General features: G+C 56.7%; 28 protein-coding genes and 1 other RNA gene. 12 read left to right on the top strand and 17 right to left on the bottom strand.

Annotation, left to right across the window (positions count from 1 at the left end; genetic code table 11):
* Positions 1 to 15 precede the first annotated feature (15 nt).
* The 3 genes from efp to ACNKH3_RS12080 are packed head-to-tail and all read left to right on the top strand — an operon-like array spanning position 16 to position 1,723.
* Complete coding sequence (gene efp / locus ACNKH3_RS12090) at positions 16 to 582, top strand: elongation factor P (protein WP_420209413.1); 567 nt, start codon at positions 16 to 18, stop codon at positions 580 to 582.
* Positions 583 to 608: 26 nt separating this feature from the next.
* The gene (locus ACNKH3_RS12085; RefSeq protein WP_417917063.1) at positions 609 to 1,166 is read left to right on the top strand and encodes an NAD(P)H-dependent oxidoreductase; all 558 of its coding nucleotides are present in this window, start codon (positions 609 to 611) and stop codon (positions 1,164 to 1,166) included.
* A complete protein-coding gene (locus ACNKH3_RS12080; RefSeq protein WP_417917064.1) occupies positions 1,166 to 1,723 on the top strand; it encodes a type I restriction enzyme HsdR N-terminal domain-containing protein in 558 nt (185 codons plus the stop codon). Before ACNKH3_RS12085 ends, ACNKH3_RS12080 begins: the two co-directional genes overlap by 1 nt.
* Positions 1,724 to 1,750: 27 nt before the next feature.
* Here ACNKH3_RS12080 and ACNKH3_RS12075 read toward each other — a convergent pair whose 3' ends face one another.
* Both ACNKH3_RS12075 and ACNKH3_RS12070 read right to left on the bottom strand, forming a co-directional pair.
* Positions 1,751 to 2,521, bottom strand: a complete 771-nt coding sequence (locus ACNKH3_RS12075; RefSeq protein ID WP_417917065.1) for a uracil-DNA glycosylase — start codon at positions 2,519 to 2,521, stop codon at positions 1,751 to 1,753.
* 3 nt (positions 2,522 to 2,524) lie between these two features.
* Positions 2,525 to 2,809: an FtsB family cell division protein gene (locus ACNKH3_RS12070; RefSeq protein ID WP_417917066.1), complete on the bottom strand. Its 285-nt coding sequence runs from the start codon at positions 2,807 to 2,809 to the stop codon at positions 2,525 to 2,527.
* Between the two features lie 149 nt (positions 2,810 to 2,958).
* Here ACNKH3_RS12070 and ACNKH3_RS12065 point away from each other — a divergent pair, with 149 nt between their 5' ends.
* The gene (locus ACNKH3_RS12065; protein ID WP_420209412.1) at positions 2,959 to 3,375 is read left to right on the top strand and encodes a DUF523 domain-containing protein; all 417 of its coding nucleotides are present in this window, start codon (positions 2,959 to 2,961) and stop codon (positions 3,373 to 3,375) included.
* Here the strand turns inward: ACNKH3_RS12065 and tatC are convergent.
* Positions 3,362 to 4,093, bottom strand: a complete 732-nt coding sequence (gene tatC / locus ACNKH3_RS12060) for a twin-arginine translocase subunit TatC (RefSeq protein WP_420209411.1) — start codon at positions 4,091 to 4,093, stop codon at positions 3,362 to 3,364. The two genes, ACNKH3_RS12065 and tatC, sit on opposite strands and share 14 nt — an antisense overlap.
* Before the next feature lie 212 nt (positions 4,094 to 4,305).
* On the opposite strand from tatC, the gene serS reads away from it, so the two are divergent.
* The 6 genes from serS (at position 4,306) to pgeF (ending at position 9,823) form a co-directional block, all read left to right on the top strand.
* The gene (serS, locus tag ACNKH3_RS12055; protein ID WP_417916535.1) at positions 4,306 to 5,577 is read left to right on the top strand and encodes a serine--tRNA ligase; all 1,272 of its coding nucleotides are present in this window, start codon (positions 4,306 to 4,308) and stop codon (positions 5,575 to 5,577) included.
* An 89-nt stretch (positions 5,578 to 5,666) separates the two neighbouring features.
* Complete coding sequence (locus ACNKH3_RS12050) at positions 5,667 to 6,665, top strand: hypothetical protein (protein WP_417916534.1); 999 nt, start codon at positions 5,667 to 5,669, stop codon at positions 6,663 to 6,665.
* Between the two features lie 131 nt (positions 6,666 to 6,796).
* Entirely contained in the window at positions 6,797 to 6,982 is a 186-nt protein-coding gene (locus ACNKH3_RS12045; protein ID WP_420209410.1) for a hypothetical protein, read from the top strand.
* On the top strand, positions 6,966 to 8,417 hold the full coding sequence (gene mpl / locus ACNKH3_RS12040; protein ID WP_420209409.1) for a UDP-N-acetylmuramate:L-alanyl-gamma-D-glutamyl-meso-diaminopimelate ligase: 1,452 nt from the start codon (positions 6,966 to 6,968) through the stop codon (positions 8,415 to 8,417). The genes ACNKH3_RS12045 and mpl overlap by 17 nt, the downstream gene beginning before the upstream one ends.
* Positions 8,414 to 8,998: a VOC family protein gene (locus ACNKH3_RS12035; protein WP_417916739.1), complete on the top strand. Its 585-nt coding sequence runs from the start codon at positions 8,414 to 8,416 to the stop codon at positions 8,996 to 8,998. The genes mpl and ACNKH3_RS12035 overlap by 4 nt, the downstream gene beginning before the upstream one ends.
* 63 nt (positions 8,999 to 9,061) lie before the next feature.
* Positions 9,062 to 9,823 (top strand): peptidoglycan editing factor PgeF, encoded by a 762-nt coding sequence (pgeF, locus tag ACNKH3_RS12030; RefSeq protein WP_420209408.1) that lies wholly within the window; start codon positions 9,062 to 9,064, stop codon positions 9,821 to 9,823.
* On the opposite strand, the gene ACNKH3_RS12025 is transcribed toward pgeF, so the two are convergent.
* A complete protein-coding gene (locus ACNKH3_RS12025) occupies positions 9,809 to 11,203 on the bottom strand; it encodes a poly(A) polymerase (RefSeq protein WP_420209407.1) in 1,395 nt (464 codons plus the stop codon). The genes pgeF and ACNKH3_RS12025 overlap by 15 nt on opposite strands.
* Positions 11,204 to 12,181, bottom strand: coding sequence for an NAD(P)H-dependent flavin oxidoreductase (locus tag ACNKH3_RS12020; RefSeq protein ID WP_420209406.1), 978 nt, complete (start codon positions 12,179 to 12,181; stop codon positions 11,204 to 11,206).
* A gap of 251 nt (positions 12,182 to 12,432) precedes the next feature.
* On the opposite strand from ACNKH3_RS12020, the gene hisS reads away from it, so the two are divergent.
* Positions 12,433 to 13,740 (top strand): histidine--tRNA ligase, encoded by a 1,308-nt coding sequence (hisS, locus tag ACNKH3_RS12015; protein ID WP_420209405.1) that lies wholly within the window; start codon positions 12,433 to 12,435, stop codon positions 13,738 to 13,740.
* Between the two features lie 46 nt (positions 13,741 to 13,786).
* On the opposite strand, the gene ACNKH3_RS12010 is transcribed toward hisS, so the two are convergent.
* From ACNKH3_RS12010 to ACNKH3_RS11960, 11 genes are all read right to left on the bottom strand, one after another.
* Positions 13,787 to 14,434: a hypothetical protein gene (locus tag ACNKH3_RS12010; protein ID WP_420209404.1), complete on the bottom strand. Its 648-nt coding sequence runs from the start codon at positions 14,432 to 14,434 to the stop codon at positions 13,787 to 13,789.
* Between the two features lie 17 nt (positions 14,435 to 14,451).
* Entirely contained in the window at positions 14,452 to 14,871 is a 420-nt protein-coding gene (locus ACNKH3_RS12005) for a type II toxin-antitoxin system VapC family toxin (RefSeq protein ID WP_420209403.1), read from the bottom strand.
* A complete protein-coding gene (locus tag ACNKH3_RS12000) occupies positions 14,868 to 15,116 on the bottom strand; it encodes a hypothetical protein (protein WP_420209402.1) in 249 nt (82 codons plus the stop codon). Before ACNKH3_RS12000 ends, ACNKH3_RS12005 begins: the two co-directional genes overlap by 4 nt.
* 40 nt (positions 15,117 to 15,156) lie before the next feature.
* Positions 15,157 to 17,133, bottom strand: a complete 1,977-nt coding sequence (locus ACNKH3_RS11995; RefSeq protein ID WP_420209401.1) for an ABC-F family ATP-binding cassette domain-containing protein — start codon at positions 17,131 to 17,133, stop codon at positions 15,157 to 15,159.
* A gap of 47 nt (positions 17,134 to 17,180) precedes the next feature.
* Positions 17,181 to 17,465: a DUF2442 domain-containing protein gene (locus ACNKH3_RS11990; RefSeq protein ID WP_420209400.1), complete on the bottom strand. Its 285-nt coding sequence runs from the start codon at positions 17,463 to 17,465 to the stop codon at positions 17,181 to 17,183.
* A gap of 33 nt (positions 17,466 to 17,498) precedes the next feature.
* On the bottom strand, positions 17,499 to 17,855 hold the full coding sequence (locus ACNKH3_RS11985; protein ID WP_420209399.1) for an acyl-CoA thioesterase: 357 nt from the start codon (positions 17,853 to 17,855) through the stop codon (positions 17,499 to 17,501).
* Positions 17,856 to 17,936: 81 nt separating this feature from the next.
* Positions 17,937 to 18,307, bottom strand: an RNA gene (rnpB, locus tag ACNKH3_RS11980) — RNase P RNA component class A.
* 440 nt (positions 18,308 to 18,747) lie between these two features.
* Positions 18,748 to 19,164 (bottom strand): PIN domain-containing protein, encoded by a 417-nt coding sequence (locus ACNKH3_RS11975; RefSeq protein WP_420209398.1) that lies wholly within the window; start codon positions 19,162 to 19,164, stop codon positions 18,748 to 18,750.
* Positions 19,161 to 19,394: an AbrB/MazE/SpoVT family DNA-binding domain-containing protein gene (locus ACNKH3_RS11970; RefSeq protein ID WP_420209397.1), complete on the bottom strand. Its 234-nt coding sequence runs from the start codon at positions 19,392 to 19,394 to the stop codon at positions 19,161 to 19,163. Before ACNKH3_RS11970 ends, ACNKH3_RS11975 begins: the two co-directional genes overlap by 4 nt.
* Before the next feature lie 178 nt (positions 19,395 to 19,572).
* The gene (locus ACNKH3_RS11965) at positions 19,573 to 19,872 is read right to left on the bottom strand and encodes a nucleotidyltransferase family protein (protein ID WP_420209396.1); all 300 of its coding nucleotides are present in this window, start codon (positions 19,870 to 19,872) and stop codon (positions 19,573 to 19,575) included.
* Positions 19,851 to 20,237: a HEPN domain-containing protein gene (locus ACNKH3_RS11960; protein WP_420209395.1), complete on the bottom strand. Its 387-nt coding sequence runs from the start codon at positions 20,235 to 20,237 to the stop codon at positions 19,851 to 19,853. Before ACNKH3_RS11960 ends, ACNKH3_RS11965 begins: the two co-directional genes overlap by 22 nt.
* Before the next feature lie 465 nt (positions 20,238 to 20,702).
* Here ACNKH3_RS11960 and ACNKH3_RS11955 point away from each other — a divergent pair, with 465 nt between their 5' ends.
* Positions 20,703 to 20,843: a hypothetical protein gene (locus ACNKH3_RS11955; RefSeq protein WP_420209394.1), complete on the top strand. Its 141-nt coding sequence runs from the start codon at positions 20,703 to 20,705 to the stop codon at positions 20,841 to 20,843.
* Here the strand turns inward: ACNKH3_RS11955 and ACNKH3_RS11950 are convergent.
* Positions 20,840 to 24,508: an RHS repeat-associated core domain-containing protein gene (locus ACNKH3_RS11950; RefSeq protein ID WP_420209393.1), complete on the bottom strand. Its 3,669-nt coding sequence runs from the start codon at positions 24,506 to 24,508 to the stop codon at positions 20,840 to 20,842. The genes ACNKH3_RS11955 and ACNKH3_RS11950 overlap by 4 nt on opposite strands.
* Positions 24,509 to 24,612: the final 104 nt, after the last annotated feature.

Below are 24,612 nucleotides of genomic sequence, written 5' to 3'. Positions count from 1 at the left end.
CAAAGGAAAAAGCCAATGTACTCAGCAGCAGACCTGCGCAAGGGCCTGAAAGTTCAAATTGACGGCGAGCCGTACATCGTCACCGAGTTCGAGTTCTCCAAGCCGGGCAAAGGCCAGGCGCTCTACCGCACCAAGATGCGCAGCCTGATCAGCGGCAACCAGCTCGTCAACACCTACCGCTCCAACGACAAGTTCGACAAGCCGGAGCTGGACGAGCGGAAAATGCAGTTCCTCTACGCGCAGGGCGAAGAATACCATTTCATGGACACCAGCAACTACGAGCAGATCTTCCTGACCAAGGAGCAGCTCGGCGACAACGTCCACTTTCTCATGGAAGGCATGGAAGTGACTGTGCTCTTCTTCGGCGGCACCCGCCCGATCGACGTGACCATTCCCAACTTTGTCAACCTGAAGGTGACGCAGGCCGACCCGTGGGCCAAAGGCGACACCGCAGGCACGGACACCAAGCCGGTGACGGTTGAAACCGGCTACCAGCTGCAAGTGCCGCCCTTTGTGGTTGAGGGCGACCTGATCCAGATTGACACCCGCTCCGGCGAGTACCTCACCCGTGTCAAGGAGTAACCCCATCCTAATCCAAGGAGGACATCATGGCGAAGCCCCGCATCCTGCTCAACCTCTTCCACCCGACCTTTGCCCATTCCAGAGGCGGCAAAGCCTTGGCCGAAGCGGCGCGGCAGCTGCCCAATCTCACCTTCCGCAATGTCTGTCAGGAATATCCTGATCTGAAGATTGACGTGAAGCAGGAGCAGAAGCTGCTGCTGGAGCATGACTTGATCGTGTTTCAGCATCCTGTCCGCTGGTACAGCGGCCCGGCTCTGCTCAAGGAATGGCTGGATCAGGTGCTGCAATGCGGTTTCGCTTATCCTCCGGGCGTGGGCGACAAGATGAACGGCAAATATTGGCTCACGGTGGTCACAACCGGCGGGCCGCAGGATGCCTACTGCTCCGGCGGGAGCAATAATTTCACCATCAGCGAGCTGTTGCGGCCTTTCCAGCAGACCGCCACGTTCTGCGGCATGACGTGGCTGCCTCCCTTTGTCGTCCACAGCGTTTTGCCGGTGACGATGGGCGGTGTCAGCGACGAGGAGCTGGCCCGGCGGGCGGAGGAATACCGCGCCCTGCTGGACAGCGTCACCGTCGGCTGATGCGCCAGACCGGCCATCATCTCGTTTACGGCTCACTGCGCGATTATCTCACCGGCGAGGAGCTGCCGGACACGGACGACGAGCGGTTCCGGCAGCAGCTTGCCCGGCTCTTGGTCGAGGAGAAAGGCTTTGCCAAATCCGAGCTGGAGCCGCGCTTGGCCATTGAGACGCTGTTCGGCGCAATATTTGTCCGCTCGGTGATTGATCTGACGGTGTCAGTCGGCAGCCAGCGGTGTTTTGTTCTCCGCTACGGGCCTGGCTCCTTGGTCACGCGGGAGAAACCGGCTTTGGCGGCAGCGCGGGTGCTTGATCCTGCCTGCTGCATTCCGTTGGCAGTGGTGACAAACGGCCAAGATGCCGAATTGCTGGAAACCAGCAGCGGCAAAGTTCTCGCCAGCGGCATGACAGCGGTTCCTGACCGTGTCCGGCTGGCGGAGCTGGCCGCGCAGCATCCGCCCCGTCCGCCGCTCACCGGCGCGGAGCGGGAGCGCAACCTGCGGGTGCTGAACGCCTTTGATCTGGAAGTCTGCTGCCGGAAGGAGCGGTGCGCCAAGTGACTGATTCTTGAAGACGCAGCAGCGTTTTCAGGAAGGAAGAGGCAGCCGTTTCTGAAGCAGCTGCAAATCCTCCCAGGCGGCCCGCTTCAGCTCCGGCTGCTGAAGCAGGAGGCGGGGAGGGTAGGTGGCCAGCACCTGCGCCGTGTCAAGCTGCGGGCAGGGGTGCAATTTTTTCCGCAGCCGCAGCAGAGGCGTTGTCCCGCTGCCCAGCAGCATTCTGGCGGCTGCCTCGCCAAAGGCGCAGATCAGCCGTGGCTGAACAGCCCGCAGCTCCGCCTCCAGCCACGGCAGGCAGGCGCGTTCCTCCGGGCAGCCGCTGCCGTGCGGTGGGGGCTGCCGCTGCGGGCATTTAATGGCGCTGGTGAGATAAACGTTCTCCCGATTCAGGCCGATGGCGGCCATCATCCGCCAGAACAGCGCGTCCTCCTCTTGACTCCAGAGCTGCCCTTGCCCGCACTCCCTGCCGACAAAACAATCGCTGATCACCATCAACTTCGGTTTTTCCGCGCCTAAACCCGGCGCAGGTTTCGCAGCGGCAGGGCAGCGGCGGCAGTCAGCAAGCTGTCGGGCGATTTCACTCAGAGCGAGCACCGCCGCCTGCGGCTGGACAGGCTCGGTCTTTTTCTCCGCAGGAGCCGTCCGCTGCTGCGGCAGCCGGGCGGGCACCGCTGTCCGTCCAGCGGCAAATCGGCGCAGCTCCGGCGCGGCAGGATAGCTGCTCAGGCCGAAGGCGGCATGAGCGGCCAGCAGGCTGCGGGTCTGGCGGAGCAGCTGAAGCAGAGCGGCGGGATCGGGCATGAGTCAGGGGGCTTTTGCCTCAATTGGCGGAGAGACATAGTATACTTCTTCGTTTTTCCTCAACATTCCGTATTTCTCTCTGGCAATCTTTTCTAAATGCCGCTCGTCGTGCTGAAGCAGCCGGATTTCCTCGTTGAGCTGAACGGTCTCCCGCAGCAGAATTTTATTTTCTTCCGCTGCCGCCTCGGCTTGTTTGTTCACTTGCCGCAAACTGCGCAGACTGCGGCCCGGCGCGAAGGCAAGAAAAAGCAGGGCAAGAACGAGCGCAGCCAGCAGCAGCCTCGCCAACGCCCGTTTTTCCCGCCTGTTGAAACCCTGCCTCCGCTGCCGCACCCTGCCTCCCGCCGCCGCTTTTTTGCGGGCAAGCGAATAATCTCACTGGATTATCTGCAAAAAACGGCTATATTGCCACAGCCGCATCCTTTTCCAACTATACCATGTCCGCGCCGAAACTTGAACGCTGCATCGTCAGCACCTGCCTGACCGGCCTCTGCACCCGCTACGACGGGCGGAGCAAGCCTGACCGCCGCTGCTTGGAATTGCTGAAGCAATTCTGCTGGCTGCCCGTCTGCCCGGAGCAGCTGGGCGGCCTGCCCACGCCCCGTGTTCCGGCTGATTTGACTGGCAGCGGCGCGGAAGTTTTGGCGGGCCGGGCAGCGGTTGTCACCAAAGAAGGCGCGGATGTCACGCGGCAGTTCATTGCCGGAGCCGAGGCTGTCTTGCAGATCGCGCAGGCGCAGAACATCCGCTTGGCCCTGCTCAAAGCCCGCAGCCCGTCCTGCGGCCTGACACCGCAGCCGGGCGTGACCGCCGCTTTGCTGCTCGCGCACGGCATCGAGGTCATGGAGTTTTAGCCGCCGCCCGCTGCTCATCAATCCGCAGCAGGCGGATGACTAAAATTCCGGCCTCGTAGAGCAGATAGAGCGGCCCGCCCATCAGGGCCATGTTGACCACGTCCGGGGTGGGTGTCAGCATGGCCGCCAAGATGGCTATGGCCAGCACGGCGTAGCGGCGGTTTTTCTCGTAAAAACGGCGGGACATTGCGCCGGTCTGGGCGGAAAAAACCATAAAGACCGGCAGCTCGAAGATCAGCCCGAAGGCGAGCACAAGCACGGTCACGAAGTTGACGAAACTGCCGACAGCGATGAAGGGCTTCAGGTGCTCGGACTGAAAGCCGAGCAGGAAGCTCGCGCCGTAGGGCAGAGTGACAAAGACGCAGAACAAACTGCCGAGATAGAAAAGCAGGCAGGTGGCGGCGGTGAACCAGAAGAGCTTCCCGCCGGTCACGGTCACGCCGAAAGGTTTGCCAAGGGCCTTCCAGAGGATGTGCATGAAGAGCGGCATCAGGCAATAAACCGCGCCAAAAAACGCGGCTTTGATATGCGCGAGAAAGGGTTCAGCCACCGAGAAAAAGTACAGCTTTTCGTGCAGATGCGCCTGAAAGACCCCGATCAGGCCGGAGGAGAGAAAGAAGATCGCCGCTGTCAGCCCGATCAGGCTGAATGCCGCAAAGCGGAGCGATTTGCGCAGCTCCGCGAGAAAAGCTGTCAGGTTTTTGAGGTGTTCTTGCACGGAATGCCGGGCCGGTTTTTACATAAGCCGCAATTTGTTGGCAGGCAGGGGCGAAAAATTTTTCGCCCCTACAGTTTCACGAACCTGCTCTTTGTAACAAACCCGCAAAGCAAAATCAATTGAATACCCGTTGCGGAGCGGCTTCAGCCGTGCTAAAAAAGCAGGCGGACAACTGACCCGCAGCCTGCTGCCCACTTTCACCTACTGCCATCATGCTTGAATTACGCTTTATTCGCGAAAACATCGCCCTTGTCCGGGAGAAATGCCTCCGCCGGGGCATGAGCACCGAACTGATCGACACCTTCACCGCCACCGATGCCCGTCGCCTGACCCTGCTGGCTGAGACCGAGCAGCTGAAAAATCAGCGCAACACTGTCTCCAAGGACATCGCCCAGCTAAAAAAGGCGGGCGAGGAGGCCAAGGCCGAGCCGCTGATTGCGGAGATGCGCCATGTTTCCGACCGGATTGCGGAATTGGACAGAGTCTTGGCCGAGGTCGAGACCGAGCTGGAAGGCGTGGTCATGTCTATTCCCAACCTCTGCGACGACTCAGTTCCCGTCGGCAAGGATGACAAGGACAATGTTGAGGTGAAACGCTGGGGCACAATTCCGGAGTTTTCCTTCCAGCCCAAGCCGCATTGGGAGATCGGCGAGCAGCTCGGCATCCTTGATTTTGAAACGGCGGCCAAACTCTCCGGGGCGCGCTTCTGCCTGCTCAAAGGCTTCGCCTCACGACTGTCGCGTGCCTTGATCAATTTTTTCCTCGACCTGCACACCCAGAAGCACGGCTACACCGAATTTCTGCCGCCCTTCATGGTCACGGCCCAGACCATGACCGGCACCGGCCAGCTGCCGAAATTCAAGGAAGATTTGTTCAAGCTTGAAGGTCGCGATCTCTGGCTGATTCCGACCGCCGAAGTGCCGCTGACCAACATCCACGCTGACGCGACCCTGAGCGAGGCCGACCTGCCGCTGAAATACACCGCCTACACGCCCTGCTTTCGCTCCGAGGCTGGCTCGTATGGCAAGGACACACGCGGCCTGATCCGCCAGCACCAGTTTGACAAAGTGGAGCTGGTGAAATTCGTCAGCCCGGAGACCTCGGCGCAGGAGCTGGAATCCCTGCTTGCGGATGCGGAAGAGGTGCTGCAACTGCTAGAATTGCCCTACCGGGTGGTTGCTCTCTGCTCCGGCGACCTTGGTTTTTCTTCCACCAAAACCTACGACATAGAAGTCTGGCTGCCCGGCCAGAACACCTACCGGGAGATTTCCTCCTGCTCCAACTTCCTTGATTTTCAGGCGCGGCGAGCGGGCATTCGCTACCGGCCTGAAGGCGGGAAGAAAAGCCGCCTCGTGCACACGCTAAACGGCTCCGGCTTGGCCGTGGGCCGCACCTTGGTGGCGATTCTGGAGAATTGTCAGCAGGCCGACGGCACGGTGAAGCTGCCCAAGGTGCTGGAGCCGTATTTCAGCAGCCGTTTCTGAGGCATGGCTTGACACGGTCGCTGCCGGGATGTATCACTAAGGAGGCGCAACAAATCTATTTCTTACGGAACTTCTGCACGGGACGAACAATGAGGAGAGCGTTATTCGCTGTCGTGTCGATGGCCTTTGCCGTCAGCGGCTTGACCACAGCTTGGGCGGGCGAAAAGGAAGAGGAGCTGCTCAAGGCGATGGAGGCTATTGTTCAGCAGTACAAAGCGGAGGAGAGCAGCCAGCAGCAGTCCATAGACACACCGCCGCCTCCCGCCACCATGTCTGCTGCTGATCAGCAAAACAGCCAGCTTCCGCAGCAAGCGCAGCCGATTCAGCCAGAGACTGCGCCGCTGCCTGAGATCTGGACGAATTCGCCCGCCGCCCAGCCGCCATCCGCAGCGGGAACTCCGACGCAGCAGGTTCCAGCGCAGCAAAGTACGCCGTCATCAGCAGTACCGCAGGAACCGGCTGCTGCGCAGCAGAACGCCGCTCCTCCGGCGGCCTCAGCAGCAGCACCGGAAGCGGCGGCCAAAGACCTCTTTCCCTTGGAGCCGCAGCCCAGCTGGCTCGCCAATGACGACATCATCAATGTGATTGAGCAGGCGGTGCGGCAGTACCGGGCTAACGATCTCGCCGGGGCGATTTCCAATCTCGATTACGCCGCCCAGCTCATCCGCCAGAAAAAAAGCGAGCGGATGAAGGCCCTGCTGCCAGAGCCACTGCCCGGCTGGCAGGCGAAAGCGGCTGCGGCCAAATCCCTCGGTGCTGCCGTCTTCGGCGGCGGCTCGACAGTCAGCCGCGACTACTTCACCGCCAGCTCGGTGCTGTCCATGGAGATCGTTTCCGACTCGCCGGTTTTGCAGTCCATCATCATGATGCTCAACAATCCGCTTTTCGCCGGAGCATCAGGCGGCAATATCCAGACCATCAAGCAGCAGCGGGCGATGATCAAATACAACGCCAACGACCGCAGCGGCGAAATCAACATTGTTGTGGCCGGGCGTTTCATTGTTACAATCAAAGGCCGCGCTGTTGATCAAGACACCATGCTCCGCTATGCTGAAGCGATGGATTTCGAGGCGTTGGCGAGGAATTAAAAACCGGCCATCAAATTTCTCCAAGGAAGTGCCTTCAAGGGTTTTTCCTATGTGAGACGGCCTCCGCCGCCCGAACTGAACTGGCCTTCTTCCGGGCGGCGGGGGTTTTTATTTTTATCCGGCAAAAGAACATGTCTGAGCAGAAATTTGTCCGCCCCGTGACTGACGAGGCGGTGCTGAAAGCGGCCAAAGAAATCATGGTCAAATTCATCGAAATCGGCAAGGTGACTCCGGCAAACTTTGAGGAGCATTACGAGCGGATTTTCAACACCATCAAGAAGTCGGCGCGAGAGTTGAACGATGACAGCGCAGCTTGATCCGCAGCTCAATTGTGCGCCGGAGCAAATCCGCCATATTCATCTGATGGGCATATGCGGCACAGCGATGGCCGCCTTAGCTGGAATGCTCAAGGAGAGCGGCTACGTGGTCAGCGGCTCAGATCAGAATGTGTATCCGCCGATGTCGGATTTTCTCGCGCAGGCTGGCATCGCAGTCATGCAAGGCTACAGGCCGGAGAATCTGGAGCCGCGCCCAGATTTGGTCATTGTCGGCAACGTCATCCGGGCCATTTACCCGGAGGCGCAGCGGCTGGCCGAGCTGCGCATTCCCTATCTCTCCATGCCGCAGGCTCTGGGGCATTTTTTTCTGCACAGCGTAATCAAGCCATTGGTTGTGGCCGGAACGCATGGCAAGACCACAACCTCCTCGCTTTTGGCCACCGCTCTGCACCGCGCCGACCGTTCGCCGGGCTTTTTCATCGGCGGGATAGTCGAGGCGTTTGGCAGCAATTACCGCATCGGCACGGGCGATTGTTTCGTGATTGAGGGCGACGAGTACGACACCGCCTTTTTCAACAAGGTTTCCAAGTTTCTGCATTACCGGCCTTTCTGCGCCATTATCACCTCAATTGAATTTGATCACGCCGACATCTTCGCCGATCTGGAGCAGATCAAGGCTTCTTTCCGCCAGTTTGTCGGCCTGATTCCTGCGGCAGGCGCGTTAATTGCCTGCATAGATGATCCGGTCGTGGCGGAGATTGCCGCGCTTTGCCCCGGTCAGGTAATCGGCTATGGCACGGGCGCAAATTGCCGCTGGCAGCTCCGGGATTTTGCCGCAAATGGGCTTGGCTCGACCTTTGCTGCGCGTAAGGACGAAAAATTGTTCGGTGAATTTTCGCTGCCCATGCCCGGCAAGCACAATGCGCTTAACGCCTTGGCCGTGATTGCTCTGCTGGAGCATCTTGGCCTCAGCGGCGAGGAAATCCGGCGCGGGCTGGCTTCGTTCGAGGGCGTGAAGCGGCGGCAGCAGGTGCGCGGCGAAGTCAACGGCATCACGGTGATGGATGATTTTGCCCATCATCCCACGGCGGTGCGCGAGACCATCAGCGCGCTGCGGCTGGCTTGGCCGGAACGCCGCCTGCTCGTCGTCTTTGAGCCGCGCACCAACACCAGCCGCAGGGCGGTATTTCAGCAGGACTACGAGACCGCTTTTGCAGGCGCGGACATGGTGGTGGTGCGGGAGATTATGCCGCTTGACCACGCCGCGCCGGGCGACAGCTTTTCCTCGCGGCAGCTGGCAGCGGCCCTGAACCAGCAGGGCATTCCGGCTGAGTATTTCCCCGACACCGATGCCATTCTTGCTTTTCTGCTCAAGCAGGCTCGGCCCGGCGACGTGATCGCCATTCTTTCCAACGGCGGGTTTGATAATATTCATGCGCGGCTGCTGGAAGCGTTCAATCGTGACTTGCAATGAAATTCAAAGGCATCAATCACCTTGCATTAGTGACGGGCGATATGAACGCCACCATCCGCTTCTGGCGCGACCTGCTCGGACTGCGCCTGATCAGCGGCTTTGGCGAGGCTGGGTTCCGTCATTATTTCTTTGAGATTGATGGAAAAGCCAGCCTGAGCTTCTTTGAATGGGACGGCGCGCAGCCCGTGGAGCGGAAGCTGCATGGCCGTCCGGTCTGCGGGCCAATCGCCTTTGATCATGTCGCCTTTGCGCTGGACTCCGCTGACGCAATTTGGACGCTGAAAGATCGTCTGGAAGCAGCGGGCTTTCCCTGCTCCGACCTGATCGACCACGGCAGCTTTCATGCCGTCTATTCCTTTGATCCCAACGGCATTGCCATTGAGTTCTGCTGCGAGGCAGAAGGGCAGGACATTCAGCACGAGACTGCCTTGCATGACGCAGACCCGTCGCCAGCGGCTTTGGAAGGCCCGGAGCCGCAGCCAAGCAAATGGCCTGCGGTGACAAAACCGACCCCTGCGACCGAACGGCAGGCAAAAGCCGGGGACAGCAGCGGTTTCTTCCAGAAATGGGCTGGCCGGTAAAATTATTCTTAAAATCATACATGCTTTTCTGTTTTGTTTCCGCTGCTTGCACACGCCGACATCTTGGATAAACAGAGAACTCATTCGTTCTTTGTCCATGCGCAGCTGCCGCACGGCATGTTCACCCGCAGCGGCGGGGTGAGCGGGCCGCCTTTCGCCAGCCTGAATCTCAGTTATGGCGTGGGCGACAGCCCGGAGAATGTCGCCGCCAACCGGCAGCGGCTCAAAGAGCACTTGGGAATCAAGCATCTTGCTTCAGCGGTGCAGGTGCATGGCGACCGGATTTTTGTGGCGGAAGATGTCAGGCATGACGTTGAATATGAAGGCGCGGACGCGCTCGTCACTGACCAGCGCGGCGTGGGGCTGCTGATTCAGCAGGCTGATTGCCAAGCGGTGCTGTTTCACGATCCGGTGCGGGAGGTCATCGGCGCGGCGCACAACGGCTGGAAGGGCAGCGTGCTGAACATCATCGCCGCCACGGTGCGTCTGATGCGGGAACGCTACGGCTGCAATCCGGCGGATTTGCGGGCGGTGATCAGCCCCTCGCTCGGCCCCTGCTGCGCGGAGTTCGTCAATTGGCGGCAGGAGCTGCCCGCGTCCATGCATCGGCATCAGGTCAGGGAAAATCACTTTGATTTCTGGGCAGTCAGCCGGGAGCAGCTGCTTGCGGCGGGAATTCAGGCGGCGCAGATTGAGACCGTCGGCATCTGCACGGTCTGCAACCGGGATTTTTTTTCCTACCGCCGGGCGGTGCGGGAGCAGGGCAGGCCGGGCCGCACCGGACGCTGCGGCTCGGTTATTGCCCTGCCGTCAGAACAGTCGTAAATTCACCCCGTCCTTGCGCAGACCGAAAATGCCTTCCGGACTGCTGCTGAAGGCCGGACTGTAGCTGCCGCCGCCGTTCCGGCTGCTCTCCGGGCTGGCGAAGACGGCAGCCGGAGCGGTTTGCGGCGGACGGCTGCTGGGCGGCAAAATTTTGACAAAGAGGGAAAGATCAGCCTCTGCGCCTTCTTCGGCCTCGTTGAGGCAGGCGGCGAAACGGGAGCAGTCGTTGAAATAGCTCTTTTTTTTCATCCAGCCCGGCGACTTGCCGGTGCGGGCGCAGTCTTGGAAGACCGCGCTGTTGATGAAGAGCACGGTGATGGTGTCCAGCGTGGCGCGGGGCAGATTGAGCCGGGCGGAGAAGGCCGCGTCCAAGCCGTCGCGCACGGTGCTGGACAGCCTGCGGGCCAATTTGGCATCCGGCTGCGGCAGGCCGAACTGCCGCTTGGCCCAAGGATGGAGCAGCAGGGCGAAAAGCAGGGCATCGTCAAAAAGCACCTTGCCCAGCTTGCCGCCTTCGCTGCAAATCCGGTCAGCTGCGGAAAGCCGGGCGGCCAGCTCCTGCTTCACCTCGGCTCCGTCCGGGCCGTTGAGCAGCTCGCTGTAGAAGGGGAAGAGCACGGCGAAGACACCGGTTTCCAAGGCCAGCTCCAGCCAGGCGCGGCTTTTGCCGCTTTGCAGATCTTTCAGCAGCTCATCGCGAAGGCGCGAAGGCGGGCACAGCTCCAGCTTGTCGCGGTGGCGGACGATGGCCTCCCACGTCGCAGCCTCGATAGTGAAACCGGCGCGGGCGGCGTGGCGCACGGCGCGCAGCATCCGCACCGGGTCGCGGATGATCCGGCGGTCAGGATCACCGACGAGGCGAACGATGCCGTCGGTCAAATCCTGCACCCCGCCGACATAATCAATCACCGTCTGGTGTTCGATCTCGTAAAAGAGCGAATTGATCGTCAGGTCGCGGCGGAAGGCATCTTCCTCCAGCGTGCCGAAGGTGTTGTTGGACGGCAACACCTGATCCGGCGCGCCGTCCTCGTCGTATTCGCTCTGCGAGCGGAGGGTGGAGACTTCAATGACCTTGTTGTCGCGGAAGAAGACCTGCACTAACCGGAAGCGGCGGCCTATGGTGCGGGAGTTGCGGAAAATCTTGCGCAGCTGGCCGGGATGGGCATCAGTGGAGATGTCAAAATCCTTCGGCCTTTTGCCGATATAGAGATCACGCACCCCGCCGCCGACTAAGTAGCCCGCATGGCCTGCGTCGCGCAGACGGCGGAGTATGGCCAGTGCGTCCGGGTCAATGTCCTCTTCACGGACCGGATGCTCTTCCGGGGGAATGACAAGAGCCTCTTTTGTTGGCTGCCGAATTTCCGCCGCGTCGCCGCTCATCTATCTGCTCTCCCCACCTTCTTTGTAAACCGACTCCGCATCGCGGACAAACTGCCGAAAAATCTCCCGCACCGGCAGAATTTCCTTCATCTTGTAGGTATTGGCCCCGGAGAAGACCAAACCGTTGTCTACATCGCCGGTGCAGGAGGCCATCAGCCGGTCATTGATGCAGTATTTGTAGCTGCACTTTTTCAGGCACTTGTATTTGCACTTCACCGGCGCGAGGTCTTCGCCGCGCTCCAGCTGGTCAATGAAGGCGGTGCGGATGGCCCGTCCGGTCATGCCCACCGGCGACTGCACGTTGACGATGTCCTCTTTCTGCGCCTTGAGATACGTTTCTTTGAACTCGCGGGAGACTGAGCATTCCTCGCTGAGGACAAAGCGCGAGGCGATCTGGATGCCGTCCGCGCCGTATTTGTCCATCATCTCGGCCATTTCAAAGCCGTTGGTGATGCCGCCTGCGGCGATCAGCGGCACCTTCGTGACCGCCTTGCGGATGTCCGGGAAAATTTCCCGTAAAGGCTTGTCAGTGCCGAGATGGCCGCCTGCCTCGGCGGACTCGACGATAATCGCCGCCGCGCCGAATTTCTCCGCCAGCTTGGCGAAGTCAGGCGAGGAGACGATGGAGACAATGGGCACGTTGTGCTCTCGGCCAATGCGGAAAATGTCGCGGGAAAAACCGGCCCCGGTGATGATCAGGTCAATCCCGGCCTCGATGGAACCCATGACCAAGTCATGAAAATCGCGCATCGCGTACATGATGTTGACCGCGATGACTCCTTTGGTCGCCGCCTTGGCGCGGCGGATGTCTTCCTGCAATTCCGGCACCGGAATGCCAGAACCGCCGATGGTGCCGATCCCGCCGCATTCCGCCACCGGCACAGCCAGGGCCGAGGTGGACACGCGGATGGACATGCCCCCCTGAATCAGCGGGATTCTGGCTGTGAGGGAACCTATTTTCAGTTCGGGCAGCTTCATTCTTTTTTCAGTGATAGCTCTTCGTGGATGGCCGCGTATGCGCCGGGACCGTGCAGACCTGTGCCAATAATGCTACGGCGGGATTCCTTTGTCAAGCATCCTCCTGCGGTCAGCCGCTGGCGCGGATTGTCTATATTACCATAATCCAGCGGCGCAGGCTTGACTTTTCCCCGGCGGACAGCTACTATTTTTATTTTTCACCGCATCGTCCGGCCCTGCCGGATTCCGTCCCGCTTTCCAAGGAGTTCCGCGTGAAATTTCAGACCGTCAACGGCTTCAAAGACATCCTGCCCGACGAGGCCCTTTGCTGGCAGCAGCTTGAGCAGACTGCCCGCAGCATCTTCCGCCGCTTCGGCCTGCGGGAAATCCGTCTGCCTCTGCTGGAGCCGACCGGCCTTTTTGCCCGCTCCATCGGCGAAGGCACGGACATAGTTGACAAGGAAATGTACACCTTTGCCGACAAAGGTCTGACCCTGCGCCCGGAGGCCACGGCCTCCATCGCCCGCGCCTATGTCGAGCACGGCCTGCATGTCCAGCAGCCGGTGCAGCGGCTCTTCACCATCGGGCCGATGTTCCGCCATGAACGCCCGCAGAAGGGCCGCCTGCGCCAATTCCATCAGATTGACGCAGAAATCATCGGCACTGCCGAACCGGCGGCGGACGCGGAGCTGATGGCCATGGCCCAGCTGCTCCTTGACGAGCTGGGGCTGCACGTCAGTTTAGAAATTAACTCCATCGGTTGCCCGCAGTGCCGCCCCGGCTTCCGCGCTCAATTGGTGCAGTATTTGCAGGAACGCAATGCCAACCTTTGCGAAGACTGCCAGCGGCGCTGCGGCAGCAATCCGCTGCGGGTCTTGGACTGCAAAAACCGGGGCTGCAAAGAGACGGTGCAGAACGCGCCGTCCATACTCGACAGCCTCTGCGGCGACTGCGCCACGCACTTCACGGCAGTGCGGCACGGGCTGGATGACTTAGGCGTGCGCTACAGCCTCAACCGCTTCATGGTGCGCGGCTTGGATTATTATGTCCGCACCACCTTTGAATTCACCACCACCGAGCTGGGAGCGCAGTCGGCGGTCGGCGGCGGCGGTCGCTATGATTTCTTGATTGAAGAGCTGGGCGGGCCGAAAAACACCCCCGGCCTCGGCTTCGGCTTGGGCATGGAGCGCCTTGTCCTGCTGCTGGAGCAGCGCGAAAATAACAAAACTGCTGTTCCCCGCGCCGATCTTTTTGTCGCCCCGCTGGGCGGGCAGGCCGCTGAATTCGCCCTGCCGTTAGTTCACGCTGTGCGCCGCCTTGGCTGCGCTGTTGCAATGGAGCACGGCAGCCGCAGCCTCAAAGCGCAGATGAAACAGGCCGACCGGGTGAAAGCCCGTTTCACGTTGATCATCGGCGAGCAGGAGCTTGAACGGCGCGAGGCCGTGCTGCGTAACATGGACAGCCAGGAGCAGAGCACGTTTTCCTTGCAGGGCACAGCGGCGGAGCTGGCGGAGAGTTTGGGGAAGGTGCTTGCGGGAGTGACAAGAAACACTGCAAATGGAAGCAAACACCTTGTGTAACTCATAATTGCTCAACAGTCAGTTACGTAGCGTGTCCATCAAAAAGTCATGCGTTTGCCTTGGAGCTGTGTTCCATCTCCTCAATCTTCCCCCGCGCCTTTTTCAGCATATGCGCCAACACCCCCATAATCTTACCAATGCTGCTGATGTAATACGAGGGCTTGTCTATAAACACCGTGTCTTCGGCAAGTTTCAGGAATTTCCATTCATCGCCGGTGGTCACGGCCCCATAAATGCACGGCAGATGCCGGTTTTCCTTCTCGTTGTACAGCTTGGCGGCGTACATCTCCGCAATGCACTGGCCCAGCCCTGAAATAATGTCCTCATTCTTCGCCTCAACCACCGCCAGAACTGGCACATCAAGGTAAAGCTGCTCGGCGGATTGGCTCAGAATGTAATCACAAAAGCCGCTCAGGCCCCGCTCTCGGTCAACCGTGAAGTCAATCCCGGAAAAAAGACTGATGCTTTCCGTCAGCATCTCCTTTGCTTCCACCAAAATATTGATGATGATCAGCTCGGAGCGGGCTTTTTCCGTGTTGATTGACAAGGCCAGCGGAACATTTCTGGCTAATGTCGCGGCAAGATAGGAACTGATCTCGGCCTCTGGCACTTCATCAAATAACGAACCAAACTCAACCGTCTTCAGCTGAAACTCAGCCTTCACTTTCTTCAGGGTGAAATCGCTATAGGCCATGATAATCTCTGCTTCTTTCAATAAACAAACAGCATATTCTGAAATGGACAGGTGTTCTTCCAGCGATACGTCCGAAAGTCACGCTGATCAGTGCTGAGTATCCTTCCGTCACGCAGCTCTTCTGCCAAAACAACCAGCGACGCATCTGCCAAATCCATCGGCAGGTCAGCGTATTTCTCCATCAGATTTAGAATAATACTGCGATGATCCTCACGAAGATCAAAAACTATGAAACTCCCTTGACGGAGACTGCGGAGGAAGCCTAATTCCGCCTCAATTCCCATGCGTTTCAGCAGCAGATGACACGTTTCGGTCAGAACCGGCCATGTCGTTATCAGCGGTTCACGCAATCTGCTGAACGCATCTATGGCCACTTGATGATACTTGTCGTCGGCATTTACCAAGGCAACCCAGAAGCCTGTGTCTGCAATAATCACAGCTTATTGCTCCAATCCAGTTCGTTCTTGTAATTTTCCGAAAGATTGCTGCCTCCATGCCCACAGCCGACCACGCCGTTCTTGCGGAAAATCTCCAGCGCATCTGGGCCGACAGCAACTTGATGCCGCGCATACAGCTCATCAATGGCAAGCTCAAGCACAGTGCGCGCATCTTTCCCCACCGTGTGCTGAAGCTGCTGCAATTTTTCGTAATGCCGATTCCCCAATTCGAGATTGAGCTGCATGATTCCCCTCCGGTTTCCTTGTTTTCGTCAGCCTTTTATTCTACTCCCCTTTCTCCAACTCCTCAATCTTCGCCTGCGCCTCTTCCCAAGCCGCATACTGCCGCTCCAAAAGCTGCTTTACCTCACCATATTCCTTGCTCGTCTTGACCCATCGCTGCTGATCTGCATACAAAGCCGGGTCGGCCATCTGTGATTCAAGCTCAATCTTCTGCGTTTCCAGCCGCTCAATCTCCTTTTCCGCATCCACCGACTTTTTCTTCCACGGCTTGACTTGGGCATTCACCTGCTCCCGCTGCTGGCCGCGCTGCTTCCTGTCTTCTTTGCGGTCAACGCTGACTGCAACAGGCTGGACAACAGCAGGTTTCGGCGCGGCAGCTTTGATATTCCTCGCGCCGCCCGCCGCTTCTTCCTCGCGCCGCTTACGAGTTTCCAAGTAATCGTCAATATTGCCGTCGTGCAGGAACGCCTGCTGGTCGCGGATTTCCAGCACCTTGTTGACAAAGGAATTAACAAAGGAGCGGTTGTGCGAAACCACGACGATCGTGCCTTCATACTGGGCCATCGCCTCTTGCAGAACCTCCTGCGAGGCAATGTCAAGGTGGTTGGTCGGCTCGTCAAGCATCATCAGGTTGGCAGGCTTGATCAGCATTTTTGCTAAAGCAACCCGGCTTTTCTCGCCGCCAGACAGCACCTGTACCTTTTTATCGACATCATCCCCAGTGAAAAGGAATGCGCCCAGCAGCGAACGCACCTTGGTTATGGTCATATCCTGCGCATTGTGATAGACAGTGTCCAAGATGCTGTACTGACCGTCCAGCTCCTGCGCCTGATGCTGGCCGAAATAGGTCATGACCACATTATGCCCCCGGCGCACAGTGCCTTCGGCTGGCTCCAGCCCGGCCATGATTTTCATCAAGGTCGTCTTGCCCGCGCCATTCACGCCGACCACTGCCAATTTGTCGCCGCGCCGCAGCGTGAACGAGACATCCTTAAAGATCGTCCTGCCGTCAAACTGCTTGCTCACCCGGTTCAGCTCCAGCACGTCGCGCCCGGAAGGAGCGGCAGGGGGGAAGGCAAAATGGATGGTGCGCTCGCTTTCCGACAGCTCAATCCGCTCAATCTTTTCCAGCTGCTTGACCCGGCTCTGCACCTGCTTGGCCTTGGTGGACTTGGCCTTGAAGCGGGTGATAAACTGCTCGGTCTGGCGAATCTGGGCCTGCTGGTTGTCGTAGGAGGCGCGCTCCATTTCCATGCGCAGGGCCTTCTCCTCCAGATATTTAGAGTAGTTGCCCTTATAGACCGTCAGTCTGCCCAGACTCAGCTCCCAGGTTTTTGTTGTCACCCGGTCTAAGAACGAACGGTCATGGGAGATAATCATTATCGCCCCTTGGTATTGCTGAAGGAATTCCTCCATCCAAGTCAGCGAGTCGAGATCAAGATGGTTGGTCGGCTCGTCCAGCAGAAGCAAGGCGGGCTGGCGCAAAAGCAGCTTGGCTAAAAGCAGGCGCATGATCCAGCCGCCGGAAAACTCTTTCACCTCTCTGTCCAAATCCGCTTTGACAAAGCCGAGGCCAAAGAGAATGCGCTCAATCTGCGGGCGGATGCGGAAGACATCGTGGCCTTCCAGCAAATGCTGCAACTCGCCTTGGCGTTCAATCAGCGCGTCCAGCTCCGGGTCATGCTGATCAATCCCGGCCATGCGCTGACTGATTTCTTCAAACTCCCGCTGATGCTGCAAGGCTTCGTCAAAGGCGTGCTCTGCTTCTTCATACAGCGTTCGGCTGCCCAGCTCAATAGTGATTTCCTGCGGCAAATACGCCACTGTAAACCACGAGGCCCGGCTGATCACGCCGGGGTCGGTCTCTATCTCCTTGCAGATGATTTTCATCAAGGTGGATTTGCCCGTGCCATTGACCCCGCTTAAACCGATGCGGTCGTTGACATGAATCTGGGCGGCGATGTCGCGGAAAAGATGCTTGGGGCCGTGCTGAAGGCTGAGGCTGCTGATGGTGAGCATGGGGAAAGGCGGGGTTCAGAGGCGTTACGGAAAATAGTTGACGAAACTTATTCAGAAACAGGCTGCTGCTGACTTGCTTGCAATTTGTTCAGCAGCACTTCAGGGGCAATGTCAAAGCCGCAGTTCCAAGCCAGTGTTGGCCACGAATCAATATAGAACTTAGAAAACATTTCTTGATCGCGCAGAGGCGCGGCGGCTTCATATTTGCTGATGATCTCGGCAAGGTCAATTTCACCGGCTTCACCGGTGTTGAAGCGGACAAAGACCTTGAAGCCATGACGGTACTCTGCGTTGAGCAGATAAGCGCATTCGTTCGTAGGGTAATCAGACAAGATGCTTTAATCTCCGGTATAATATTTCGCACCTTATCCGTTTATTGGGCATTTATTCCCGTCCTTATCCAGACAGACAAACGTGACCAGCGTCGAGAATATCTCCGGGATGCCGTCCTGCTGCGGACTGGCCACGCTGACCGCCACGCGGTAGGTGACGGAGGTGGTGCCGACACGCTCCTTCTCGACATTGAACAGCAGGACGCTGCCCAGCTCGACCCGCTTCTTGTAGCTCACTTTGTCCATGCCGACGGTGACAAAGCATTTGCCGGGATGCTCCAGCCGGGCGCAGATGTAGGCGGACTCATCCACCCATTTCAGCAGCGCGCCGCCGAAAAGATAGCCGTAGTGATTGAGATGCTCGGTGAGCACCAGCTGGTAGTTCTGCATCAGATGCCGCCAGAAGGGAACGCGCCGCCCGACGGGCAGGCGCGGATGAAACCGGGAGCAGCTGCTTCCGGCTGAAGCAAAAAATTGGGGCGGACTGTAAGCCGAATTCTGTCCCTGCGATGCTCGGCAGGCCATGATCATTTGACTGGGATGCCGGTCGCCCGGCACCTCGTGCGACCTACCCGGAAACATCAGGCGGGCAGCCCTCAAACGTTTCCCTATTTGGTCTTGCACCCGGCGGGGTTTTCCTTGCCTTGCCTGTCGCCACGCAAGCGGTGAGCTCTTACCTCGCCATTTCAACCTTGCCTGTGAACGGTCGCCCGTCCCATCGGCGGTGTCTTTTCTGTGGCACTGTCCTTCGGTTGCCCGGAGTTCCTGTTAGGAACCGCCGCGCCCTGCGGTGTTCGGACTTTCCTCCCCGGCAAAGCCGGAGCGATCATGCGTCCGCCCCAAAACTTGTCTCGGCTGATTAATGGCAGAGATGCGGGCTGCCGTCAACAAGAAAATTCCTCCGGGCCTGCCAAAGATCATCCGCATCCCGATTTCGGCCTGATGCCCTGCCGCTGCATGTCCTCGTCGAGGATTCAAGGCCAGGCAGCCGGGCTGACCGCAGGCGGTTCGTCCGCAAGCGCCCTCTGCGGGAGACACTATACCTAAGTTGTGACCTATAACTCTTGAAAAATCCATGCTTCCCTGCATGTGGTATCGTCAAGCTGACAGATGTCGCAGAAGTAATGAGCTGCCTGAGCGAAGCCGAAGGCAGCGGCGGTTTCGGCTCCGCTCAACCGCCTTGGCGTGCCGGGCAGCGATTTTGCTGATAATGATCGATTTTCTCTGCCTCTACCTGCTTTTATACGGCTCCGTCCGGCATGCTGGCGCGTGAACGAGAGAATTACAACTGATACGTTGCGATTCCTGCCCTGTGCATCGCTTTGCTGATTTTTTTGTCAAAAGTGGCAACAACAGTCCCTTTGGTATCTTTACTGTACGCAGCAATAAGAGCATCGCCGTAATCTGCAATGACAGCAGGCCACAGAGAGAGAACTGTTTGCATGTTCATTTCAGAAACTGTCGTAATTCCGGGCATGGCAATGAGATCAGAAAGAATCTCATGTATCTTTTCCGTATCTGTTCCGTAAACTGAGCTGAGTACAAAAACAAATTCGCTGATCACATGGTGGTGGCATAACACGCCGACCTTCAGTTGACCAGCTTCATGAAACAGCTTGGATATCTTCTCCTGCTGCTCCGGGTTTTTGTCCGTGACAAAGGACAGCAGACAGTTGGTGTCAATAACGATTTTTTTCATTTACACCTGCCTGCCCGTATTGCTCTGGCGGCCTGAATATCTTCCGCAATGTCTCCCGGCCCGATGCGGACAGAATTTTTATGTTTCAGAAACTCCGTCTGCATCGGCGAAACAATGATCCGTCCGTCTTCTATCTCCCAGTTCAGAGTGTCTTTTGCGGACAGCAGCAGCTTTTCTCTGATTTTTTTAGGAATAGTGGTTTGAAACTTTGAGGTTATAACTGTCTGCATAATGCGCCTCCTTTCGGATGATTGGTTAATTTTCTCCTTACAAAAGGATTATATCGTAAGAATTATTATTCTGTCAAATTTGATGCAACGCCACGGAATGACGAGGAAACACCCCTCCAATTTCCGGCATGACGGGCAAGATTTAAAAAATAAATCTGCCACCTTGTGTCATGCACGGTTATATCAGAATTCCGGTTTTCGTTATTTCTTCCAGAAAGCCGCTTTTATCGTATTTCTTTTCAAGAAGAACCGGTTCAATCCTGTCGTCCACTTCTCTCCTGATACGCCAAAGCAACGGTCTTGCGGAAAAATAATCTCCAGATATTTCATCAACTATTATCGCGACATCCACATCACTTTCTTCCCGTTGTGTTCCTCGTGCATAAGAACCGAACAGCATCATTTTTTCAAATGACATATATTGCGATAGAAGCTGCTTGTATTGCACCAGCTTTCTTATAGCTTCTTCTTTATCCATTGTTGCAGTTCCTTTGAAGTTGCAAGAATTTCTTTGCATCGCTCTTCTGTCAGACTTCTCATAAGTTGTTCTTTATGGGTCGGGTATCTGCATTCGATATTCATCGGTTCAAGCATGTCGATGAAATTTTTTTGCTCTTCCGAAAAGGAATCATAGATATTCGCTTTCTTTGCAAGATAAGAAAGACTGTGGGAAAACGGTGCAGTTGCACTGTTATTTTTCACACAACATGCCTTGAGTATTTTTTCAACAGATTGATGGGCCATAAAGCCGACGTAAAGATATCGCCTGCTTTTCAACATGGCCTCAGCCGTCTCAATGTCATATTCAGAAAGTTCAATCCAGTATTGCACTTGACCTGTCATCTGTCCGCTCATTTTTTGTTTGTGTTAAAATTTGCATAGCATCCATAGCCCGTGCAACGCCCCGGAATGACGCGGAAACACCCCGCAATTTCCGGCATGACGGGCAAGATTTGAAATGAATCTGTCACCTTATGCGCCACTGCTGCGCCATATTTTGTCGGGGTTCGCGCCTCACCCCAAGCTACAGGGCTGCCGGGCTGATAAGAAAAGATTGTTCTTTATGGAAAGAGATGAATACATACATTGATACATGCGGATTTTTTGCGAATCAAAAACCTGCCCTTCTATATACTAAAAGGTCTCCATTTTGAGATGTAAAAACCTCCCTTTTGATATATAGAAGGGAGGTTTTTTGATAGGCAGAAGCCAAGGCTTTTGATAGGCAAAACCTACGCCTTTTGACAGGCAAAACCTATGCATTTTGATAGGCAAAATCTCTGCTGTTTGTCAGCTCATAGGTTGCGGGTGAGCGGCACAAACCCCGACATGTTCGACTCGCCTTATGATTCGTTCTTCATCCCCAACCTGCCGTGCTACCGGGTGCCCAAGAAGAACAGCCCCGGTTTTTCCCGATCCGGGGTGGAAAAGGCATTGAGAGCTGTCTAAGGTTGACAAGAGGAAGTTTTACTGATGCCTGCACCTATAACGTTTGATGCACCTTCTTCTATAATTTTACTTATCCTTGAAGACATTGATATTCCTCGTTGAAATATCTTACTGGCACTCACAGCACTACCTATATTATTACCCCATTTATAGGCATCTGATCTCTTTACTTGACACAAGCCGTCTTTAATATCCTCTCTGCCCTCTGCATCCATTGCCAATTCTATCCCTCGTGTAAATCCATTCATAGTCTGAGCATCTACAGCACCTGTGGCAAAAGCAATAGAATCTGTTATAGCATTTTCAAATTCACCTCCCCAGTCAGTATTCTGTATATAATCAATAAACTCTTCTCCAGTTTTAGATGCACTGTCAATCAATTTATTTACGCTGTTAGACTTATTTTCCATTGCACGTTCCCAAAATCTTTCAGGATTTGATAAAAGATCTGCTATGTCTAGCCCCGAAGGATCAACCAACCCCACCGGATCACCCAACACATACCCATACAAATCCACATCCCCGCCCGCAAAGAAGATCGGGTCTTTGGCAACCCAGCGGCCGATTGCCGGGTCATAATCCCGGAAGCCGAACTTGACCAGCCCGGTATCCCGGTCATGCAGGCCGCCTGCAAAGCCGAAGGGCACGGCCAAGGCGGGATTGCTGTCAGAAAGGATCGTGCCGAAGGAATCATAGCTGATTGCCTTGACCACGTTGCCGTCGGCATCGGCGACCGTGCGCAGCGAGCCGACCTGATCATAGCCGAGATAATAGGTCGCGCCGCCAGCGGTCATGGCGACCGGCATTCTGCCGTCCGCATACTCAAAGCGCATCAGCAGGCTGTCGCTGCCGTCATAGACGGCCAGCAGCTGGGTCAGGCCGCGCCAGAGGTATTTTTCCGCAATGCTGCCGTTGACCTTCTTGGCAATCCTGCGGCCCAGCGGGTCGTGGAGGTAGTCGATGCTCTTGCCGTCCGGCAGCGTGACGTGCAGCAGCTCGCCACGGGAGGAATAGGCATAAGCAGTGACATCAGCACCTTGGGTTTTCTTGGTCAGAAAGCCGTCCGCATTGAACTGATAGCTCACCCCGCCTGCGGACAGCAGATGATCCTCGACCGAATAGCTGTAATCCCGACCGGATACACCTTTGAGGCTGTTCATCTCATGAGTGCGGCTGCCATTCAGCCCGTACTGATACTCCTCGACAAGGGTGCCGCCTTTTTTCACGGTCAGCAGCCTGCCCATGTCGTCATACGAATACGCATAGTCAACCGTGCTGCCGTTCACGGTCTCGGTCTTGCTCAGGATTTTGCCGTTCTTATTCCGAGTCACAGACCAGCTCGTGACAGGCTTCGCATTGACCGTGGAGTTTTCAGCAGCCAGTTCGCCGTAGCCGTTAAAGGTGCGGCTGCGGTTCAGGACATTGCCGCTGACCTGCTCCGGCAGGCCGTTGGCGGCATTTCTGCTCACGCTGTAGGCGCCGATGCCAGTCAGCAGGCCGTCATCATCATAGCTGAGATTTTCCGTGCCGCCAGCGTAGGTGATTGCGGCAAGGTCAAAGTCGTTGTTATAGGCAAAGGTCAGCGTCTGATTGAGCGTGCCGCTTTTTGTTTCCGAGGTCAGCAGGCTGCCGTCATAGCTGTAAGAAAGTGATTCTTCCGTCCCCTTTTTTATCGAGCTGATCTTGGAGCTGCACAGATAGTCGTAGTCGATATTGCCTTCAGGAGTCTGCATCCGGGTCAGCCGGTTGTCAGTGTAGATATTGCTGATCTGCGCGCCTGAAGGGAAATTGGTCTGCTTCAGCCTTCTGTCCTTGTCATAGACGTAGCTGTACGAGCCGCTGATCGGGGTTTGATAACTGCTCTGATTGTTGACCTTGTTGTAGGCAAAACCATGATTTGTGGCCGACGGATTGGTCAGCACGGTCATATTGCCGTTGCTGTCATAACTGAACTGCACCGTGCTGGCATCAGGCCGGGTCATCTTGGTCACTCTGCCGACCGCGTCATGGGTGTAGGAGGTGCTGCGGCCTTCCGGGTCGGTCTGCGAGGCAAGGAAGCCTTGGGCGTTGTAGCTGAAAGCCGCTGTCCGGGCATCCGTCGTGACTGAGGTCAGGCGGCCCTTGCTGTCGTAGGCATAGTTAGTCGGGAAGAGACCGGGAATTTCCACGCTCTTGGTGAGCAGGGTTGCCGGGTCATACTTGGCCGTCACTTTTCTGCCTTTCGGCGTGGTGACAGTCTTTTCCCCTGTCAGGATGTTATGAACAAGGGTGGTCAGTCTGCCGTCACGGGAGACCGTTTCCGTGATCAGGTCAGGCAGCTCGTTTGCATCACCGTCGGTATCCTGATAGGTCTTGTCGATCTGGGCGATTTTCATCAATCCGGCAGGCGACTGCGTGCTTGTGCTCTGCACCACCTTGTACTTGTATTCCGCATCCAAGCCGTATTCGGTCGAATTGGTCATGCCGCAGGAAAGTTCCCGCTCTTCGCTGAGTCCGTCAGCAGAACGGCTGAAACTGCTCTCATTGCCGCTTGGGTCAATGGTGACAGTGGAAAAAGCCCCGGTGGAAGCGTTGTTATCCAGATTGACTGTGCGGTTGCCCTCGCCAGTTGTCGATTCAATCCGCACGTCGCCATTGGCAAGCCGCTGCCGGGTGTATTGCCAGTGGCCGCCTTCCTCGTCAAGCACCTCGGCGATTTTGCCGTTGGCATCAAAATGATGCTCAAAACGGTTGCCGTTCGGCTCCGTCTCAACCGTCATCAGGTCGTCAGCGGTGTAGGTGAAGTTGTAGGCGCTGCTGTCCGGGTAAACGATCTGAGTGAGTTGCTTGTCCGCGTTGATGTGCAGCTCGGTGCGCAGGCCGTCCGGCGAGACAATGGCAGTCGGAATGCCGTCCGCGCCCCGCTCAATGGCCGTGACATTGCCGAACTGGTCGGTGATGGAAATCAGCTTGTCATCGGCATCATAGCTGAATTGCTGCAAGACAAGACCGCTGTCCAAATCAATGGTCTTTTTATGCAGGCCGGTGGCGGACATGATGTAGCCGAGACCGTTGTCATCAGCAAAGGGGATGTCGCCTGCGGCAAGCAACTCTGACTTGAACACAGCGGATGCAAAGGCAACTTTACGGATGCGATAGTTCAATGTATCGGCAATGAAAATATTTCCCGCTTGATCTACCGCCACTCCTTTTGGAAGATAAAGACCGGTTGCTGTTGCCGGAATATTGTCAATGTTGCCAGGGGAACCGTTGCCCGCAACCGTGGTCACAATGCCCATCGTATCCACTTTGCGGATGCGATGGTTACTGCTATCGGCAATGAAGATATTTCCCGCTTGGTCTATAGCCAATCCTGCTGGCCAAGCAAAGTGGGCCTCGGTTGCCAAACCGTTGTCACCGCTGTAGCTAGCAGAACCCTTTCCTGCTACTGTAGTGATGATACCGTCAGCACCCACCTTGCGAATACGGTATTGATAAGCACCGCACTCGTTGATAAAGAAAATATTGCCCATCTGATCTACAGCCACTCCTGTTGAATAACCGAGGTTGGCCTCAGTTGCTGAACCATTGTCGCTGTTATCGTCGCTGAGGCAGTAAGAACCGTTGCCTGCAAATGTGGTGATAATGCCGTTATAGCCGTAGCACAATAAATTGACTATAAACATGGCTGCTGAAAAATCTCATCTGTCGAACAGCCAAGTTTTCTTCTGAGTGCCTTTGCTTGCGCCCATTTATGCTCTATGGGGTTCAAATCAGGAGAATATGGCGG

The sequence above is a fragment of the Candidatus Electronema sp. JC genome (genome assembly GCF_048287365.2).
In the GTDB taxonomy this organism is placed as follows: domain Bacteria; phylum Desulfobacterota; class Desulfobulbia; order Desulfobulbales; family Desulfobulbaceae; genus Electronema.
The sequence above is the reverse complement of the archived record's forward strand: the minus strand, read 5'-3'. Positions and strand labels throughout refer to the sequence as shown.

Bases quoted from the DNA above. Each gene is read 5' to 3' on its own strand.
- ACNKH3_RS11970 (WP_420209397.1), bottom strand. From the start codon at position 19,394: ATGCAGACAGTTATAACCTCAAAGTTTCAAACCACTATTCCTAAAAAA.
- ACNKH3_RS12035 (WP_417916739.1), top strand. From the start codon at position 8,414: ATGAAATTCAAAGGCATCAATCACCTTGCATTAGTGACGGGCGATATG.
- ACNKH3_RS12050 (WP_417916534.1), top strand. From the start codon at position 5,667: ATGAGGAGAGCGTTATTCGCTGTCGTGTCGATGGCCTTTGCCGTCAGC.
- ACNKH3_RS11960 (WP_420209395.1), bottom strand. From the start codon at position 20,237: ATGACAGGTCAAGTGCAATACTGGATTGAACTTTCTGAATATGACATT.
- ACNKH3_RS12085 (WP_417917063.1), top strand. From the start codon at position 609: ATGGCGAAGCCCCGCATCCTGCTCAACCTCTTCCACCCGACCTTTGCC.
- ACNKH3_RS12025 (WP_420209407.1), bottom strand. From the start codon at position 11,203: ATGAGCGGCGACGCGGCGGAAATTCGGCAGCCAACAAAAGAGGCTCTT.
- ACNKH3_RS12080 (WP_417917064.1), top strand. From the start codon at position 1,166: ATGCGCCAGACCGGCCATCATCTCGTTTACGGCTCACTGCGCGATTAT.
- ACNKH3_RS11975 (WP_420209398.1), bottom strand. From the start codon at position 19,164: ATGAAAAAAATCGTTATTGACACCAACTGTCTGCTGTCCTTTGTCACG.
- ACNKH3_RS12010 (WP_420209404.1), bottom strand. From the start codon at position 14,434: ATGGCCTATAGCGATTTCACCCTGAAGAAAGTGAAGGCTGAGTTTCAG.
- ACNKH3_RS12020 (WP_420209406.1), bottom strand. From the start codon at position 12,181: ATGAAGCTGCCCGAACTGAAAATAGGTTCCCTCACAGCCAGAATCCCG.
- efp (WP_420209413.1), top strand. From the start codon at position 16: ATGTACTCAGCAGCAGACCTGCGCAAGGGCCTGAAAGTTCAAATTGAC.
- ACNKH3_RS11950 (WP_420209393.1), bottom strand. From the start codon at position 24,508: ATGTTTATAGTCAATTTATTGTGCTACGGCTATAACGGCATTATCACC.
- mpl (WP_420209409.1), top strand. From the start codon at position 6,966: ATGACAGCGCAGCTTGATCCGCAGCTCAATTGTGCGCCGGAGCAAATC.
- ACNKH3_RS12045 (WP_420209410.1), top strand. From the start codon at position 6,797: ATGTCTGAGCAGAAATTTGTCCGCCCCGTGACTGACGAGGCGGTGCTG.
- serS (WP_417916535.1), top strand. From the start codon at position 4,306: ATGCTTGAATTACGCTTTATTCGCGAAAACATCGCCCTTGTCCGGGAG.
- ACNKH3_RS11995 (WP_420209401.1), bottom strand. From the start codon at position 17,133: ATGCTCACCATCAGCAGCCTCAGCCTTCAGCACGGCCCCAAGCATCTT.
- ACNKH3_RS11965 (WP_420209396.1), bottom strand. From the start codon at position 19,872: ATGGATAAAGAAGAAGCTATAAGAAAGCTGGTGCAATACAAGCAGCTT.
- ACNKH3_RS12065 (WP_420209412.1), top strand. From the start codon at position 2,959: ATGTCCGCGCCGAAACTTGAACGCTGCATCGTCAGCACCTGCCTGACC.
- ACNKH3_RS11985 (WP_420209399.1), bottom strand. From the start codon at position 17,855: ATGCAGAACTACCAGCTGGTGCTCACCGAGCATCTCAATCACTACGGC.
- ACNKH3_RS12075 (WP_417917065.1), bottom strand. From the start codon at position 2,521: ATGCCCGATCCCGCCGCTCTGCTTCAGCTGCTCCGCCAGACCCGCAGC.
- ACNKH3_RS12000 (WP_420209402.1), bottom strand. From the start codon at position 15,116: ATGCAGCTCAATCTCGAATTGGGGAATCGGCATTACGAAAAATTGCAG.